At 37.1% G+C, this 17,051-nt stretch carries 15 protein-coding genes and 1 other annotated feature; of the genes, 2 read left to right on the forward strand and 13 right to left on the reverse strand.

The features are described 5' to 3' along the window. Positions 1 to 136: 136 nt before the first annotated feature. Together ACLRVU_RS08990 and ACLRVU_RS08995 are read right to left on the reverse strand one after the other, a co-directional pair. The gene (locus ACLRVU_RS08990; protein WP_147551831.1) at positions 137 to 1,687 is read right to left on the reverse strand and encodes a DEAD/DEAH box helicase; all 1,551 of its coding nucleotides are present in this window, start codon (positions 1,685 to 1,687) and stop codon (positions 137 to 139) included. An 82-nt stretch (positions 1,688 to 1,769) separates the two neighbouring features. Next, positions 1,770 to 3,146, reverse strand: coding sequence for a D-2-hydroxyacid dehydrogenase (locus tag ACLRVU_RS08995; RefSeq protein ID WP_412891573.1), 1,377 nt, complete (start codon positions 3,144 to 3,146; stop codon positions 1,770 to 1,772). A 118-nt stretch (positions 3,147 to 3,264) separates the two neighbouring features. On the opposite strand from ACLRVU_RS08995, the gene ACLRVU_RS09000 reads away from it, so the two are divergent. Together ACLRVU_RS09000 and pepT are read left to right on the forward strand one after the other, a co-directional pair. Continuing rightward, a complete protein-coding gene (locus tag ACLRVU_RS09000; protein ID WP_147551828.1) occupies positions 3,265 to 4,746 on the forward strand; it encodes an LCP family protein in 1,482 nt (493 codons plus the stop codon). 60 nt (positions 4,747 to 4,806) lie between these two features. Next, positions 4,807 to 6,018, forward strand: a complete 1,212-nt coding sequence (gene pepT, locus ACLRVU_RS09005) for a peptidase T (RefSeq protein ID WP_147551826.1) — start codon at positions 4,807 to 4,809, stop codon at positions 6,016 to 6,018. Positions 6,019 to 6,070: 52 nt separating this feature from the next. Here pepT and greA read toward each other — a convergent pair whose 3' ends face one another. The 11 genes from greA to ACLRVU_RS09060 all read right to left on the reverse strand — a co-directional run bounded on the left by greA (position 6,071) and on the right by ACLRVU_RS09060 (position 16,949). Next, positions 6,071 to 6,547, reverse strand: a complete 477-nt coding sequence (gene greA, locus ACLRVU_RS09010) for a transcription elongation factor GreA (protein WP_147551824.1) — start codon at positions 6,545 to 6,547, stop codon at positions 6,071 to 6,073. A 35-nt stretch (positions 6,548 to 6,582) separates the two neighbouring features. Next, on the reverse strand, positions 6,583 to 7,203 hold the full coding sequence (gene udk, locus ACLRVU_RS09015; RefSeq protein WP_147551822.1) for a uridine kinase: 621 nt from the start codon (positions 7,201 to 7,203) through the stop codon (positions 6,583 to 6,585). Next, positions 7,200 to 8,447, reverse strand: a complete 1,248-nt coding sequence (locus tag ACLRVU_RS09020; RefSeq protein ID WP_147551819.1) for a peptidase U32 family protein — start codon at positions 8,445 to 8,447, stop codon at positions 7,200 to 7,202. Before ACLRVU_RS09020 ends, udk begins: the two co-directional genes overlap by 4 nt. Further along, positions 8,434 to 9,318 (reverse strand): U32 family peptidase, encoded by an 885-nt coding sequence (locus ACLRVU_RS09025; RefSeq protein ID WP_147551816.1) that lies wholly within the window; start codon positions 9,316 to 9,318, stop codon positions 8,434 to 8,436. The genes ACLRVU_RS09020 and ACLRVU_RS09025 overlap by 14 nt, the downstream gene beginning before the upstream one ends. Beyond that, on the reverse strand, positions 9,315 to 9,923 hold the full coding sequence (locus ACLRVU_RS09030) for an O-methyltransferase (protein WP_147551814.1): 609 nt from the start codon (positions 9,921 to 9,923) through the stop codon (positions 9,315 to 9,317). Before ACLRVU_RS09030 ends, ACLRVU_RS09025 begins: the two co-directional genes overlap by 4 nt. A gap of 1 nt (position 9,924) precedes the next feature. Then, positions 9,925 to 10,968 (reverse strand): endolytic transglycosylase MltG, encoded by a 1,044-nt coding sequence (gene mltG / locus ACLRVU_RS09035; protein WP_412891574.1) that lies wholly within the window; start codon positions 10,966 to 10,968, stop codon positions 9,925 to 9,927. A gap of 200 nt (positions 10,969 to 11,168) precedes the next feature. Next, positions 11,169 to 11,537 (reverse strand): DUF1292 domain-containing protein, encoded by a 369-nt coding sequence (locus tag ACLRVU_RS09040; protein ID WP_147551810.1) that lies wholly within the window; start codon positions 11,535 to 11,537, stop codon positions 11,169 to 11,171. 11 nt (positions 11,538 to 11,548) lie between these two features. After that, on the reverse strand, positions 11,549 to 11,968 hold the full coding sequence (gene ruvX / locus ACLRVU_RS09045) for a Holliday junction resolvase RuvX (protein WP_147551807.1): 420 nt from the start codon (positions 11,966 to 11,968) through the stop codon (positions 11,549 to 11,551). A 4-nt stretch (positions 11,969 to 11,972) separates the two neighbouring features. Beyond that, positions 11,973 to 12,230, reverse strand: coding sequence for an IreB family regulatory phosphoprotein (locus ACLRVU_RS09050; protein ID WP_041138215.1), 258 nt, complete (start codon positions 12,228 to 12,230; stop codon positions 11,973 to 11,975). 62 nt (positions 12,231 to 12,292) lie between these two features. Further along, positions 12,293 to 14,905, reverse strand: a complete 2,613-nt coding sequence (gene alaS / locus ACLRVU_RS09055; RefSeq protein WP_412891575.1) for an alanine--tRNA ligase — start codon at positions 14,903 to 14,905, stop codon at positions 12,293 to 12,295. Between the two features lie 35 nt (positions 14,906 to 14,940). Next, positions 14,941 to 15,127: a binding site (T-box leader), on the reverse strand. A gap of 91 nt (positions 15,128 to 15,218) precedes the next feature. Further along, positions 15,219 to 16,949: an EAL domain-containing protein gene (locus ACLRVU_RS09060; RefSeq protein ID WP_412891576.1), complete on the reverse strand. Its 1,731-nt coding sequence runs from the start codon at positions 16,947 to 16,949 to the stop codon at positions 15,219 to 15,221. Positions 16,950 to 17,051 lie beyond the last annotated feature (102 nt).

The following is a 17,051-nucleotide window of genomic DNA, read 5'->3' on the forward strand; positions in this document are numbered from 1 at the left end:
TTATCAGTATAGCACGCTTTTCATGAAAATAAAAGATAACACACTACCATTATATCAGAGAATCACTATCATTATATGCCAATGAAATACCATTGTTGTAACAATAAAAGCGAGTCCTCATGACCCGCTCTTTATATTAAGCTCTAACTAATTTTACTTTATTGCGGCCAATACGCTGATTTTGACATTTATCCAATACTTTTTTAGCATATTTCTTTTCAATTTCAACATCAGTAAATTTCGGTGCCAAACGAATATGTCCAACCGCTCTTTTATTGATATTACTGTTATCTAAGATAAAGAATAATACCTGTTTAGCCTGAATACGTTCTTTCTTTCCAACATTTAAACGAATCACTTCATACTCCGTTGGCTTTTCAACACGCTGTGTTTCATCAAAACCAATTTCTTTTTCATACAGCATTGAAAACAAAGAAGCTGATAAATCCACAAGCATATGATGATCATACGCACTCATCATATCCACAAAACGCTGATGACGACGATCTTCAAAGTACTGACTGGCTTTTGTTAATAAAGCGGCTGCCTTCACCTCTAAGATTTGTTCATTGGTTGGAATCGGCAATTCTTTAATCGTGCAGTTCATTTGCTTTTGAACTTGTTCGATAAAGCTCTTTTCACGGCTCGTAATTAAAGTATAGCTGGTTCCTTCCTTAGAAGCACGTCCGGTACGTCCGATACGGTGTACATACGCTTCCTTTTCCTGTGGCAATTCATAATTAATAACGTGTGTTACATTTTCAATATCAATTCCACGGGCTACGACATCCGTTGCTACTAATAAAGTCGTCGCTCCTTCTTTAAACTGACGCAAAGCCTTCATACGCTGTTCTTGTGACAGATCTCCATGAATCGCTTCTACTAAATAGTTGCGGTTCTTAAGTTCAAAAACAAGATCATCCACGCCTTTTTTAGTTTTACAGAAAATAATCCCACTTTCGATCTGAGCAAAATCAATCAAACGACATAAGGTTTCTAAACGTGCCTTAGGCTTTGTTTCAATATAATATTGTTTAATCGTAGAAGCCGTTTTCGTATGTTGATCGACTTTGATTAATTCCGCATCCTCACGCATATAGTTTTTAGCGATACGCTGAATATCTTCTTTCATAGTGGCAGAGAACAATACCGTTTGACGGTCTGTATTTGTCTGTTCCAAGATTGTTTCAATATCTTCCAAAAATCCCATGTTCAGCATTTCATCTGCTTCATCTAAAACAAATATTTTTACTTGATCCAATTTTACAACTTTACGACGCATCAAATCCATTAAACGTCCCGGAGTCGCCACAATAATGTCTACTCCTCTTTTAATATCACGAATCTGCGGTTCAATTTTACTTCCACCATAGACAGAGATGATCTTGGCTTTTGAAAATTCACCGATACGACGCATTTCATTTTCTATTTGAACGACTAATTCTCTTGTCGGAGATAAAATTACTCCCTTAATTGATTTATCATTATTATATTCTAACAACGAAAGCATCCCGCTGGCAAAAGCCAAAGTTTTTCCTGTTCCAGTTTGAGCTAAACCGATAACATCCTGCCCCTCTAACATTAAAGGAATCGCCTCTGCTTGGATGTTTGTTGGTTTATCATATCCCATATTACGGATACCTTGCAGTACCTCAATACTTAAATTAAATTCTTCAAATCTCTTCATTCATTTCTCCTTTTTCTTGCAATAGATTATTTGTACCACATTTTCTTGCAAAAAGCAAACAAAAAAGGCGATTAATCACCTTCTATTCAACATTTTCTTCTATAAATGCCAATAAGTTGGAAAATGCAAACTGAACCAGCCGATTCCTTGTCTCTACCGCTGCCCAAGCACTATGCGGTGTAATAACCAAGTGCTGTGAATCACAAAGCGGAAGCAAGGGACTATCTTTTGACATCGGTTCTGTTTCTAATACATCTAATCCGGCACCGGCTATCAAATGATGTTTTAAGGCAAAAGCCAATTCAAATTCATCGATAATCGGTCCTCTGCCAACGTTAATCAGATAAGCAGTACGTTTCATATGTGCGAATGCTTTCCCATTGAATAGATGATACGTTTGTTCATTCAAGGGCGCATGGATGCTGACGATATCACTTTGTTCAAGCAAGGTCAAAAACGGTACCTGCTGATAGTGTTCGTGATGATTTTGGCCGCTTGTCGAATAATAAATAACATGACAGCCAAAGGCTTCTGCTATTTTGGCTACCTGACATCCGATCTGCCCTAATCCTATTATACCCCAAGTTTTCCCTGATAATTCGTTAAATGGCATTCCAAAATGAGAAAACGAAGAAGATTTGCAGTAATCTCCAGACTGAACATAGTGATCATAATAAGCCATTTTTTCATAAAGATATAAAAGCAAAGCAAACGTATGCTGTGCCACAATATCGGTAGAATAACCGGACACATTTTTTACCGTAATCTGATGATCCTGGCAATACGCTAAATCAATATTATTTGTCCCGGTGGCAAACAGTCCGATATATTCTAAATGTTCAGCAGTTTTTAATACCTTTTCATCCAGCACCACTTTATTTACCAATACATAATGAGCATCCGCTATTCTTTCGATTGCTTCTTCCTGAGTGGAGGCAGGATAAATCGTCAGCGATCCCAATTTTTTAAATAGTGTAAGATCAATATCATCGCCCAGTGTCTCTCCATCCAAAATCACAATTTTTTTCGTCTGAGTAGAAAAAGGTACAGTTATCTCTTCTAAAGTCAGCTGATTAAACCATTCGCCTAAACGAATCGCTTCATTGAAAGGCAGGATAGAACGGGTTTGTATAACCCCACAAGCTTGCTGATCCACCATTTCAAACGCTAGTATTCGATTAACCACCGCTAACCCTAAGGTACGATTTGTCAGCTGCTTCAATTCTTCCAGCTGATTGCGAATGTCATCAAATAAAGCGGGCTCCTCTTTTATAGTTTCTTCCACACATTCCTTGTAGCCAGAAGCACTCAAAATATGCGAAGTAAAGCTTTCACTAAAAAGCAGCGGCAAAACATAATCATAAATACTTACCGGAACAGGGCGGTTATATCCCAAAGTAAAATTATATAAAAGAACACATCCTAAATCTTCATTTTTCATCTGTTCAATCAATTTCATTTTTCTCACACTCCCTGACTCATTATATATGATTATGCGAAATTTGTCATGCGAAAAAAGCGATGATATTGATTGACTAAATTTGCTCCATTGGGTAATATTAAACAAGGTGATAGAAATGAGAAAAATATTCGCAATTGTGCTGTCTGCCATCTTTATCGGAATTACCGGATTCAGCAGCTGGCAGCTTTATCAATATGAAGGCTTTACAACTGGTTTTCGCTATACATTTATTATTATCTTAGTCGTTCTTTGTGCATTGGTCTTTATTCGCTTTTGGTCAACACAGCTAAGAGCGGTTAAGCGTAAGATGCCGCTTAAAGAAAAAAACAGAATTAAACGCAAGCGATTAAGCTCGATCTGTTTAATGCTGGCATTATGTATCGCATTAACCTACGTCAACCATCTTTATTATAATATCGATAAAACGATGGATTCCATCACGGATGTTGATTTAACCGAGGAAATATTGGTTTGTAATGTATATGCTTTAAAAGAATCCAATATTACCAGTTTAAGTTCAAAAGACATCGATTATTTTGGAACCTTGTCCTGTGAAGATGGCAGTATTAAGATGCCGTTATCCAACATACTCAAAAAAGATTACAACAAAACGTCTTCTACTCATACGATTGTCTCTTATCCAACCGCAGTAGATCTTTACATCGGATTGGCAGAAAAAGATGTCGATGTCATCGTCGTCTCGGAAAAAGAAACGGAAACGATGAAAAAGTATAATGAAGATTTTACGCAAAAGACTACTTTAGTCTGTCAGCTGTCTCTTTCTTCTTCAGCAACCAGTGATCCGGTCAATGTTGCCAGTGAACCTTTCAATGTTCTGATCATGGGGGTTGATATTCGTGAAGAAGAAGGAACAATCAAAACAGACAGCCGTACGGATACATTGATGGTTGCTTCTTTCAATCCTAAAACGATGAAGATTAGTTTAATTTCTATTCCTCGTGATTCTTATGTCAGCATCAACGGCGGACAAAAAGATAAGATTACACATGCCGGGATGTCCGGGATTCCATCTGTCATCAATACAGTCGAAGAACTTTTAGATATTAATATTAATTATTTTGCGAAATTCAACTTTAATGCGTTAGTTAAAATTATTGATGCCATCGGAGGTATTAATATTCATGTTGATTACGGTTTCTGCGAACAGGACAGCAATGATGTGCCTGATGCCATCTGCTTAGAAGAAGGTCAGCAAAACTTAAATGGGGAACAGGCTTTAGCGTATGCCCGTCATCGTAAGACCGTGACTGATCATATCCGCAACAATGCCCAGCAGCAAGTCATTCAAGGAATTACCAATAAGCTGACGAGTTTCTCTGTGGTAACTAACTTCAACTCTATCTTAAAAGTATTATCGTCAAACATGCTGACGAATTTTACTAAAAAAGAATTGTATACGCTTGCCGGACTGGCACCAAACTTTGGCAATTTAAGCTATCAAAATCTAATTATTTCAGGTGAAGATGACATCACTTATCTTCCTCAATATGGAGAAGAGCTCTATGTAACGTATCTGGATGCAACATCCATTACAGAGGCAAAGAACTTAATTGAGCAAATACACAAGGGGCAATGATTTCATTGCTCTTTTATTTTAATCGGCATATAATTAAAATTATAAGAACGGAGGGATATTATGAATGTTGTTGATCGATTTTTAAATTATGTCAAAATAGATACCCAATCCTCTGCTGCTTCCAGCAGTGTGCCAAGCACATTAAAGCAACTGGATTTAGCGCGATTTTTAGAAAAAGAAATGCAGGAAATGGGAATTCAAGAAGTAAAGCTAGATCATTCCGGAATTGTTTACGGATGTCTTCCGAGTAATACAGATGAAGTATTGCCTACAATCGGATTTGTCGCACATATGGATACTTCACCGGATATGAGTGGTGAAAATGTGAATCCGAGAATCATTGAAGATTACGATGGCTCACCAATCGTCTTAAATGAAGCGCTAAATATTGTGATGGATCCTGAAGAATTTCCTAGTTTAAGGGAAAATATTCATCAGGATTTAATTGTGACTGACGGAACGACTCTTCTAGGAGGCGACGATAAAGCCGGAATTGCAGAAATTATGCAGATGGCTGACTACCTTTTAGCCCATCCGGAAATTAAGCACGGTACGATTAAATTAGCTTTTACACCTGATGAAGAAGTAGGACGCGGAACCGAAAACTTTGATGTGAATTATTTTGGCTGTGATTTTGCTTATACCGTTGACGGTGGAGCTATTGATTGTATCGATTATGAAAACTTTAATGCTGCCAGCTGCAAAGTCAGTGTTCAGGGAAAAGGGATTCATCCCGGTAGTGCTAAATATAAAATGATTAATTCATTATTGGCAGCGATGGAATTTCAGAGCTTGCTTCCGGTTTTTGATAATCCTGCCTATACCGACGGCTATGAAGGGTTCAATCATTTAAACAACATGAGTGGAAATGTCGATTTTACACAGATGGATTATATTATCCGTAATCATGATGAACATCTGTTGGAAAAGCAAAAACAGGATTTTATCAATGCCCAAGACTTTATGAATAAAAAATATGGATATCCGATTATATCTTTGGATATCCAAGATACGTATGCCAATATGAGACAGCATATTGAAAAAGATATGCGTGTTATCGAGAAAGCAAAAGCTGCCATGACAGAAATCGGCTTAACACCTAGAAGCAGTGCGATTCGCGGCGGAACTGATGGAGCGATGCTTACTTATGAAGGACTGCCGTGTCCAAACCTAGGGACAGGTGGGTACAATGCGCATGGCAAATACGAATATGTCAGCATTAACGCTATGAAACAATGCGTTGAACTATTAATTGAGATTGCTAAAGCATAAACAAAAAAGCGGAAATTCCGCTTTTTTTAATAAAAAAATCCCGCAAGCGAGATTATTTATACTCAATTTTTAAAATCTTAACTTCATAAGGATCTTCCACTGCGACAGTGACGATTTCATTAATACCATGTCCGATGATTGCCTTTGCCAATGGTGATTCATTTGAAATCTTTCCATTTCCCGGATCTGTTTCAAAAGAACCGACAATTGTATAAGTTCCTTCATCATTATCTGCTAGATCTAATAAAGTGACTGTTGTTCCCGGTTTTACCAAGGCAACATCTGTATCATCTTCATTAATAATCTCAGCATGCTGCAGCATGCTGTCAATTTCTTTGATTCTTGCTTCTAATGCGGCTTGTTTATCTCTGGCTGCATCATAGTCAGCATTTTCAGACAAGTCCCCTTGTGCTCTGGCAGCTTGTAACTCTTCTATGACATGTGGACGTTCAACATTAACTAAATTTTCACGTTCTTTTTTTAATTTTTCGATACCACTTAGGGTTAGTAAAACTTTATTTTCTTCCATGTTTTTTCACCTTCCAGTCCTAAATATAACATAATTTATTGAATAATACTAGCAATTTTAGTAATTAATAGGTCGATCGCCACATCATTTTCTGTGTTTTCCGGAAATATAATATTGGCATATTTTTTAGAAGGTTCAATAAAAGCATCATGCATTGGCTTTACTGTACTTAAATATTGATTGATGACAGATTCCACGGTACGTCCGCGCTCATTCACATCACGAACTAAACGACGGATAAAACGGATATCATCCGGTGTATCACAATAGACTTTGATATCGCATAAGTCACGTACTTCCTTTTGGGCTAAAACAAAGATCCCCTCTAACACGATGACACGGCTGGGAGCGATCATTTCTACGATATCACTGCGGGTATGCAGCTCATAATCATATGTCGGCTTTAAGATCGTCTCCCCTCTTTTTAAGGCAGACAGCTGCTCAACTAAAAATTCTGTATCAAAAGCATCCGGATGATCATAATTATTCTTCACACGTTCTGCCATGGTTTTATGGGTTTGATCTTTATAGTAATCATCTTGGCGAATCACAGTGACATGAGTTTCATCTAAAAAAGATTCCACCAGTCGATTCGCAATGGTTGTCTTTCCCGAAGCTGTTCCCCCGGCAATCCCGATAATAATGGGTTTCACTATTTTCCCACCTTTCTTGCCATATCGTCTTTTTTAACGATCCCCTCTACTTTCACATATAAAACTTCCATCGGGTGATTGGCTACCTCTATTTTTTCCATATCTTCATTATATAATTCCCTCACAACCATTTTGAAATTATCACGATCAGGGCTGAAAAACTCAACTTCATCTCCTAATTTGAAATAGTTGCGCTGTTCGATTTTTGCCAGCTGAGTCAGCGGATTATAATGCAAGACGCGCATACAAAACTCCTGAGTAGGATGTTCATCACGCAAATTGAATAACTGATCTTTTTGACTTGGCTTTTGATTATAGAAACCAAGTGTCAAAGCACGATTCGCAGCTTTATTCAATTCATTCATATATTTGGAATCATATTCAAAATGATCCGGATCAGCACAATAAGCATCAATCAGTTTGCGATATGTTGACACAACTGTCGCAATATAATGCAGAGATTTCATTCTCCCTTCGATCTTGAAGGAATCAACACCTAGTTCAATCAGTTCACCGATATGATCTACTAATGACAGATCCTTGCTGGACATACTAAAAGGGATATCTTCATCTGTATTAATTTTTCTGTTGCCTTTATAAATATCATAATACCAGCGGCAAGATTGAGAGCAGCCGCCACGATTGGCATCACGTCTTGAGTAATAATTTGACAGCATGCATCTTCCAGAATAAGAGATACATAAAGCGCCATGAATAAAATATTCTACTTCAATATCAGTTTCTGCCATAATGGCTTTAAGATCCTGATAATCAACCTCACGTCCTAATACAACTCGTTCCAGTCCCTGCTTCTGCCAGAAACGAATGGCTTCTGCATTTGTCGAAGACAGCTGTGTAGACACATGCACTTGCAGCGATAAATCTAATTGCTTAGCTAAAAGCATAATATATGGATCAGCTACAATGATCGCTGTCACACCAATTTCATCTAACGCCTTTAAATATTCACTAATGCCTTCTAAATTTTCTTCATGAAGAATAATATTGCAGGTCACATGAATCTTCGCCCCGTACTGATTGGCAAATTCTACTGCTTCTTTTATATCCTCCAAAGTAAAGTTAGAAGCTAAAGAACGCAGAGAAAACTCTTTTCCACCGACAAATACAGCGTCAGCACCATACATGATTGCCACTTTTAATTTTTCTAAATTTCCGGCTGGAGCCAATAGCTCAGGCTTTTTGGTAATCACTCTTTTTCCATCTATGATTGTACTAACGTTTCTCATTTTCTTCACGCTTCCTTACATCTTCAATCTTATAAACTGTTCCGTCTTCCAAGAATCCATGATCATAGTCATGGTGAGGATACTTGCTTTTCAATTCTTTTTCTGTTCGGTGCTTCTGATAACAATCAATCACATCCAAGATATAATCATTATCCAAATAAAGTGTTTCTATATAACCGTATTCTCCCGGAATGGACAAGTCCAGTGTACAAAGTTCATTCGTGGTATAAATATGCGTACCGGCTTCATCTTCATAGATATAAGAATACTCTTCTTTATTATTCACTTTGATCTTGATTCTATCTTCATAAGTGCTGGTTTCGGTCTTATTAATCTGCTGGAAATAGTTTGTCAGCAGTTCTCTTCTTGAACATGATATGTACTGTACTCCGTGAACAGGAACGATGCATGGCTTCTGACTATGTGTCACAATAGCTTCCACTTCATCATAATGCAGCTGTCCGGCAAGCATAAAAGCATCAATTCCTAATAATGATAAGCTGTTGATAGTCTGATGATTTGTATTTAAGGTGTCAGGAGCATAGATCATCTTATAGGATGCTTGCAGTTCCCTAACGATATTCAGCACTCCAAAATCCTGAAAAACAATACCGTCAATCTCACTATTCATCAGATCTTTTAAAAATACTTTTAATCTTGTTATTTCATGCTGGTGAAAAAGACGATTTACCAAAACATAGACTTGCATTCGATGATCGATTTTAGCTGTCATCTCTTGAATCTGTTCAATTGTGCAGTTTAAAATGCCACCATTGGAATAATGGTCCGTTCCGATAATTACCCCTGCTATCTGACGTTCAATCAAAGGCCCAATCATCTTCTCATCATTTAAGTGAACAATATATTTCATTCTTTTTCCTTTCTTTTGACCACAACGATTCCGTCTCCTACCGGATAATAATGGGCATCATAAAGTTCATGGTCAAATATCCAATCTCTGAATCTTTTTATTTTTTTAACTAATTGTCTTGTATTACGACTGCGGATCTCTTCTATATGATCGACCATGCCATGAAAATCCAAATTATCAACGATTACAATGCCATCCTCTTTAATATAAGGAATATACTTTTCAAAAAAGCGTTGATATTGTGCCTTGGCCGCATCAATAAACAAGGCATCAAAGCTTTTAAGCACCAGCTGGCTTTCATCAAAGGTTAATGCATTATCATGGTGAAGATAAATCTGATTCTGCAGTTTATATTTTTCAATATTCTCTTTTGCTTCCTGATAGCGCTCATCATCCAGTTCAATAGTTTCCACTTTCATCTGATCGACATTGGTCACTAAACGCATTGCGGAATAGCCAATGGCACTGCCGATTTCCAGTAAAGTCGCTGCTTTTTCTTCATTTAAAAGGCTGATCATAAAATCAAGCCCTTCTTTTTGCATTACCGGTATATTACGTTTTAATGCTTCTAATTCAATTTTATCTAATGTTTTCTGATCTATCATACTAATACCACATATTTTCCTCTACAGCTTTATCATGTTCTTCTAATGTTTTAGAATATATAACATTTCCATCTTTTAATGCAAAGAAGAATAAGTAATCATGCTTTGAAGGATTCAGACAGGCTTCAATCGTTGTTTTATATACACTGCTGATCGGTCCTACCGGCAATCCTTTATACATATATGTATTATAAGGAGAATCGACTTCTAAATCCTCATATGAAATATCTAACCCGGTTCTTTGTAAAGCATATAAAACCGTAATATCACTTTGCAGATTCATATCAATATTCAAACGGTTTTTAAAGACTCCGGCAATCATTGGTTTATCCTGTTCATACAGGGATTCCCTTTCCACGACTGAAGTAAACGTTAAGAATTCATGGACACTCATGCCCGTTGCTTTAATCTGATCTAAGTAAGATCCGAAAACCGTTTCTGACATATCCAGCATCAGTTTGGTATATTCTTCAATGGTTGCATCCACGCCTACCGTACTGTAAGTCTCCGGATATAAATAGCCTTCCAGCGGATAAAGCAGCTGATCATTTAAAATATCTGCCGTTAAAAAATCATACTGATCGCTCAAGCTTTGCAGATAAGCCGAATCTTTCCATTTATTTAACACCTTATCTTTTGAAACATTAAGTTCTTTAGCAATGATCTCCGCAATTTCAGGAATCGTCAGTCCCTCATTTACTGTAAATCCTGCCTGTACTAAATTTTCATAAGATCCGGTTGATAAAATATGAAAGATTGTTTTTAAATCCATATTTTTATTTAACTGGTATGTATTCACTTGAATGATGGGATAAGAATTAAACTTTAAAAATAACTGTGTAAAAAATTTACTCTTAATCAATCCGGATGCTTCTAATTCATTCACAACATCCCCATGGCTCATTCCTTCAACCACCGTAAATTGGACTTTTTCATCATTTTTTGAGACTGCCTTAATAGATTGCTGATAAGTCATAAAAAAACCGGCTCCGGCTATCATCACCACGACCACAACAGCAACAATAATTTTATGTATACGTTTCATTCGTTACCTCCAAATAAGTTTATTATAATCTATTTATCGACGCTTTTCAATTTATTATGCCTATAATAGCGCAGAATATAAAGTTGGAAATCTTAAATGCTGTAAAGACGATTACTGCTGATAGCCATCTTCTTATATTTAAATTCGGTAAGATTAAACGTGATCCGTTCATACAATAAAAAAAGACTGATAAATCAGTCTTAATGGCAACATTCTCCGTCGTCACCGCAACAGCATTCGTGATCTTCACCATCATGGCATCCACATTCACCATCTCCTGAACAATCACATTCTCCGTCACCATGATTGTGACATCCGCATCCACCTTCATCTTGAGCAACAAAGCTTTGGAATACTTCTTCGATCATTTCCCATTCTTCCGGTGATTCTACTTCATATAATTGTCCTTCATCATCGAATGAAGAAGCAAATACAGTTGGCTGTTCTTCTTTCGGATCAAAATATAAAACATATTTCTTTCCTGTTTCATCACTGTTGAATGTGAACAATACTTCTAAAGCATGTTCATTTCCTTGATCATCTGTCACTACGATTTGATTTGTATCCATTGTAATCTCCTTTAATGGCTATCTAAATAAGACTGCAGTATCGTTACAGCTGCCATCTTATCGATAACTTTTTTTCTTTTTTTTCTTGATACATCTGCAAAGATCAATGCATTTTCCGCAACCTTTGTCGTTAAACGCTCATCTGCAAGTATCACTTCAATTCCTTCGATATTCTTTTCAAGCTTTTCTTTATACTTGATTGACACTTCGCCGCGAATACCGACATCGCCATTCATGTGTTTAGGCAAACCCAAAACAATTTTTTTAATGCCTTCCTGAGCACATAATTCTTTTACTCGAGGAATGCTCAAACTGTCCTGATTTTCCGCAAATCGGAATGTCTCAACCCCATGGGCAATCATTCCCAATGCATCAGAAATGGCAATTCCTAACGTTTTTGACCCTAAATCAAGTCCCATTATTTTTTCCATAAATCTACTTACTTTCCAAATAAAATTTCACGAGTTCTTCGATAATTTCATTGCGATCGATTTGCTGGATAATAGCACGTGCTCCCTTGTGACTAGAGATGTAAGCAGGATCATTTGAAATCAAATATCCGGCAATCTGATGTACGGCATTATAACCGCGTTCTTCTAATGCTGAAACAACCGTTTGTAAGTTTGAGCGAATAACCTCTCGCTTAATATCTTCGGCACTGAAAATTCTTGTTGCTGTCATATCTTTCTCCATATCAGTCACTCCCTTCTGCTAATCCTCATAAGCATTGTACACTATTTATCGCAATTTATCTACTATAAAGCTTTTTTAATTTCGCTAATTCCCAACAAAACTTTGTCCAATTCTTTTGTTCCGCCTTGTGCAAAATCAGGCTTTCCGCCACCACGTCCATTGCTTGCTGCACAAGCTGCTTTTACCAGATCTCCGGCTTTGTATCCCTTAGCGACAATGTCTTCACTGACCGCTACATAATAAGTGGCTTTATCCTCGTCAACATTGACTAAAGCAACGATTCCGCTGCCTAATTGACTGCGATATTCAAAAGCAAGCTGTTTTGCTTCATTCGCACTCATTTGTTCTTGATTCACCAATAGAAATGGAATGCCATTGATTGTCTCAGCGCTGCTTAATTTTTCTTTTGCTTCAATACTGTTGAGTTTAGAACGTAATTTTTCATTCTCTTTTTTGCTTTCATTTAATTCCGTCTGCAACGCTTCTACTTTCGTTAAAACTTCTGCCTTGTTTTTAAGCTTCAAAGTATCACTGATGGCATCGACCGTTTGAACCGCATGATTTAATGAAGTATATGCGGCTTTGCCAGTCACCGCTTCAATACGGCGAATCCCTGATCCGATACTTTCCTCCATTTCAATCTTGAAAATACCGATTGCAGATGTATTTGAAACATGGCAGCCACCACATAGCTCTACTGAGTATTCAGAAATATTAACAACACGAACTTCATCCCCATATTTTTCATCAAATAAAGCGATTGCACCTGAAGCAATTGCCTCATCTTTTGACATATGAGAAATATTTACCGGATAAGCTGCAAAGATTTTATCATTTACAATACTTTCAATCTTGTTTAATTCTTCTTTACTTAGTTTTTCATAATGCGTAAAGTCAAAACGTAAACGCTGAGCGTCCACATATGAACCGGCTTGTGCAATATGACTGCCCAGCACTTCTTTTAAAGCTGCCTGCAGCAAATGAGTTGCCGTATGATTATTTTGAGTTTGATTTCTTAATGTCATATCAATTTCAAGCGTAAGTTCATCGCCAACTTTTACCTGTCCATTCTTTATTTCTACATAATGTAAATGCTGACCATTTGGTGCTTTCAATACATTTGTACATACTAAAGCAGTCGTCTCATTTTTAATCGTTCCCTGATCTGCACATTGACCACCCATCTGTGCATAAAAGTTCGTGTGGTCAAAAATAATTTCTCCGCTGTCTTCTAATACGTCAACTTGTTTTCCATCTTTAAATAAACCGATAACTTTTGCCTTCAATGGTATCGGGTTATAAGTAAATGCTGATGGTTCCACAAATTTCATCAAATCCTCTTTTTGAGAGCCCATCGATTCGTTTCCGCCTCTGGCATTGCGGGCACGCTCTTTTTGTTTTCTCATCTCTTCTTTAAAACCGTCTTCATCTACTTTCAGCTGATGTTCAGCTGCAATTTCCAAAGTTAATTCAAAAGGGAATCCATACGTATCATATAGTTTAAACGCTGTTTTACCGTCAATCGTATCCCCTTTCGTGTTAGCAATGATCTCTGAAAGCATCTTTTCTCCGCCACTCAGTGTCGCGTGGAAACGCTCTTCTTCAATCTTTACCAACTTTTTAATATATTCCACTTTCTCAGGTAAATACGTATAAAATTCTTTCATGATATCAGATACCACATCCACAAGATTAAACATGAATGTTCCCTCAATACCAATCTTTTTACCATAGCGTACTGCACGTCGCAGAATTCTTCTTAATACGTAGCCGCGTCCTTCGTTATCAAACTGAGCGCCATCTGCCAAAGCAAATGTCACCGTACGAATATGATCGGCAATGATACGATAAGCCATCTTATCTTGTTCATAAGAGACTTTTGCTAATTTCTCTGCAGCTTTGATCGTTGGTAAAAAGAAATCGGTATCAAAGTTTGTTTCACCTTCTTGGATAATACTCACAATACGTTCTAATCCCATTCCGGTATCTATATTCTTTTTCGGCAATTCCTGATAGTCTCTGCGATCTACACCCTCTTTTGCATTGAATTGAGAGAATACTAGGTTCCATATTTCAACATAGCGATCGTTTTCTAATTCTTCATAGAATAATTTTGTACCAATATGATCAGGATCATATTTTTCTCCGCGATCATAGAAAATCTCTGAATCCGGTCCGCATGGTCCTTCTCCAATTTCCCAGAAGTTTCCTTCTGTTTTGAGCATGTGATCTGGGTGAACACCTTTTACATTTACCCAATACTCATAAGCTTCTTCATCATCTTGATATACTGTAATATAAAGCTTGTCTTTTTCAAATGCCAGCCACTGTTCACCGGTTAAAAATTCCCAAGCAAAATCAATTGCTTCTTTCTTAAAATAATCGCCAATCGAAAAGTTACCCAACATTTCAAAGAATGTATGGTGTCTAGCTGTTACCCCAACATTTTCAATATCGTTGGTACGAATTGATTTTTGAGCATTCGTAATTCTAGGTACGTCCGGTGTAATCGTTCCATCAAAATATTTTTTGAGTGCTGCCACACCGCTGTTAATCCATAATAAGGTAGGATCCCCATTAGGGATCAGCGAGTGACTAGGCTCTACCTTATGTCCCTTGCTTTCAAAAAAGTCTAAGAACAGTTGTCTAACTTGATTTCCGGTTAATTTTTTCATAATGTCCTCCTTTAAAATATAAAAAGCCGCTCCTAAATAGGAACGACTTAAATCGCGGTACCATCCTAATTCATGACTATCTGTCACACACTTAATTATGCGATAACGCTGCAAAGCGAACTTCTCCAAAGTAGCCTTCAATAATATCATTTAAAAACTTTCACCAACCGTTTTCTCTCTATAAAATAGACATTATCTACTCATCTTCTTCACTGAATTACCTAGAATTATATAGTATAATACGATAAATTTCAATACTCATCTACAAATATTATGTTATGTTTTTACGATTATAAACTTAAATCTTACTATTTTAGTGATTTGTTGTTTTTAGCCAAAGTTTTTGATACGCCTCTGCCTCAATCGGTTTCCCCATTAAAAAGCCCTGACCGATATTGCAGCCGATCTTTTTAAGATATTCCCATTCTGCCTGTTCTTCAATCCCCTCGCAGACTACACTCATCCCAATGTCATGGGCTAACTGAATGATCTTCTCGATAATGATCTGCGTTCGAATGTTGGTGTTATACCCCTTCAGCATGCTTTTGTCAATCTTTAAAATGTCTGCCGGAACTACACTCAGTAAGTTTAAAGAAGCATAACCAGTACCAAAGTCATCAATGGCAATTTTATAATGATGTTCATGCAGTTGTTTAGTCAACTTAATCATTTTCTCACTATTTTCCACAAAAGCGGATTCTGTCAATTCAAAAATAATATATTCATGGGGAATCTGATAGCGGTCAATCACCGCACAAAAATCTTTAAAATAATTTTCTTCTTCAATATGCAGTCTTGATTGATTCGTAGAGACAGGATGTACTTCTACTCCTTCATCTATCCACTTTCTCATTTGCCGACAAATCTTATCAAGCATATAATAGTCGAACGAGAAGATGAAGCCCTGCTCTTCAAAAATCGGAATAAATTCACCGGGCATGCGGATTCCCTCTTTAGTGATCCATCTCACTAATGCTTCTCCCGCCACCAAAGCTCCTGAAGTCAAATCAAACTGTGGCTGTATATAAAGCGAAAACTCATTTTCTTCCATTGCCTTTGGTGCTTCTTCCAATAATTTGCTGCGTTGATACTGAGCCGTCATCATCCATTCCTCATAATATGCATAGTGATGACGATGACTAATCGAGCGACTTCCTTTTTTTTGAGCAATCAAAGCCTTATCCAACATATCTTTGATATATTCGGCATGGTTATTTTCAATTTGATAGATTCCTATATTAAAATGAATTTTTGTTTCTAAACGCTGACGGATCTGCGGATCAAGCAAAACTGTTTCAAGCTGTTCCACTCTCTGTTCCAAAGAGGGCTTATCCTCAAAACAATACAGCATAGCAAAAATATCTTTCTCCACACGTCCACAGGCTTCACGCTCTTTCAAGGTCGCAAAAAGATTCTTTGCGATATGCTTCAATACCAGATCTCCCATCTTATAGCCATGACGACGATTCACAAAACGAAAATCTCGAATACCGAATTTGATCATGACGTATTTCTGCTTCGGATACTTTTTTAAAAGTAAAGCCACTTCTTCCTCAAATCCTTGTAAATTATTGATCTGTGTCAATGGATCGATCATTGCTGCCTTTTGGATTACTTCTAACTGCTGCTGTAAAGATAAAGAACCGTTTCGACTTATCAGTCGCTCATCTTTAATAGAAGAATAGAAATGAGTCAGACACCAATTTTTTTCTTCTTGCCATATACCACTGATGCAAATGTCAATTTTTTTAAATTGATCTTCTTCCAGATTCATCTCAATCGTCATGGTTCCTACTGCAAAGCAGATAAGCGGATGAAGAGAAAAAACATGATAATCCTGCTGTTTAATTGCAACCTTTCCATGATAATCATCCCGCAGTTGTCTAAGGTAAGAGAGGATTGCCTGCTTGCCATAACGCTCTTGCTCCTCACTGATCCACAGTAATTTCTCTGATAGATGGGATGCAAATATATCTTCTTCTTTGTGTTCAAAAAAACATGCAACCATTGACTCACTTAAATCTTTAATCTTCTTTTCAATCATGTTGATCCCTTACCCTCGCATTTCTAAAAGCCTTGATTATTCCGGCTATTTTCAACGATTTATTATGAAACGATGTACACAACATAATACGCATTATGTTGT

This window comes from Beduini sp. (assembly GCF_047239305.1).
Classification (GTDB): Bacteria; Bacillota_I; Bacilli_A; order Erysipelotrichales; family Coprobacillaceae; genus Beduini.

What these genes read in the sequence shown, in the direction of transcription:
- ACLRVU_RS09060 (WP_412891576.1), bottom strand. Translation starts at nt 16,949, where the DNA reads ATGATTGAAAAGAAGATTAAAGATTTAAGTGAGTCAATGGTTGCATGT.
- ACLRVU_RS09040 (WP_147551810.1), bottom strand. Translation starts at nt 11,537, where the DNA reads ATGGATACAAATCAAATCGTAGTGACAGATGATCAAGGAAATGAACAT.
- ACLRVU_RS09025 (WP_147551816.1), bottom strand. Translation starts at nt 9,318, where the DNA reads ATGAAATATATTGTTCACTTAAATGATGAGAAGATGATTGGGCCTTTG.
- greA (WP_147551824.1), bottom strand. Translation starts at nt 6,547, where the DNA reads ATGGAAGAAAATAAAGTTTTACTAACCCTAAGTGGTATCGAAAAATTA.
- mltG (WP_412891574.1), bottom strand. Translation starts at nt 10,968, where the DNA reads ATGAAACGTATACATAAAATTATTGTTGCTGTTGTGGTCGTGGTGATG.
- ACLRVU_RS09020 (WP_147551819.1), bottom strand. Translation starts at nt 8,447, where the DNA reads ATGAGAAACGTTAGTACAATCATAGATGGAAAAAGAGTGATTACCAAA.
- ACLRVU_RS08995 (WP_412891573.1), bottom strand. Translation starts at nt 3,146, where the DNA reads ATGAAATTGATTGAACAGATGAAAAATGAAGATTTAGGATGTGTTCTT.
- ruvX (WP_147551807.1), bottom strand. Translation starts at nt 11,968, where the DNA reads ATGGAAAAAATAATGGGACTTGATTTAGGGTCAAAAACGTTAGGAATT.
- ACLRVU_RS09030 (WP_147551814.1), bottom strand. Translation starts at nt 9,923, where the DNA reads ATGATAGATCAGAAAACATTAGATAAAATTGAATTAGAAGCATTAAAA.
- ACLRVU_RS08990 (WP_147551831.1), bottom strand. Translation starts at nt 1,687, where the DNA reads ATGAAGAGATTTGAAGAATTTAATTTAAGTATTGAGGTACTGCAAGGT.
- pepT (WP_147551826.1), top strand. Translation starts at nt 4,807, where the DNA reads ATGAATGTTGTTGATCGATTTTTAAATTATGTCAAAATAGATACCCAA.
- ACLRVU_RS09050 (WP_041138215.1), bottom strand. Translation starts at nt 12,230, where the DNA reads ATGGAGAAAGATATGACAGCAACAAGAATTTTCAGTGCCGAAGATATT.
- alaS (WP_412891575.1), bottom strand. Translation starts at nt 14,905, where the DNA reads ATGAAAAAATTAACCGGAAATCAAGTTAGACAACTGTTCTTAGACTTT.
- ACLRVU_RS09000 (WP_147551828.1), top strand. Translation starts at nt 3,265, where the DNA reads ATGAGAAAAATATTCGCAATTGTGCTGTCTGCCATCTTTATCGGAATT.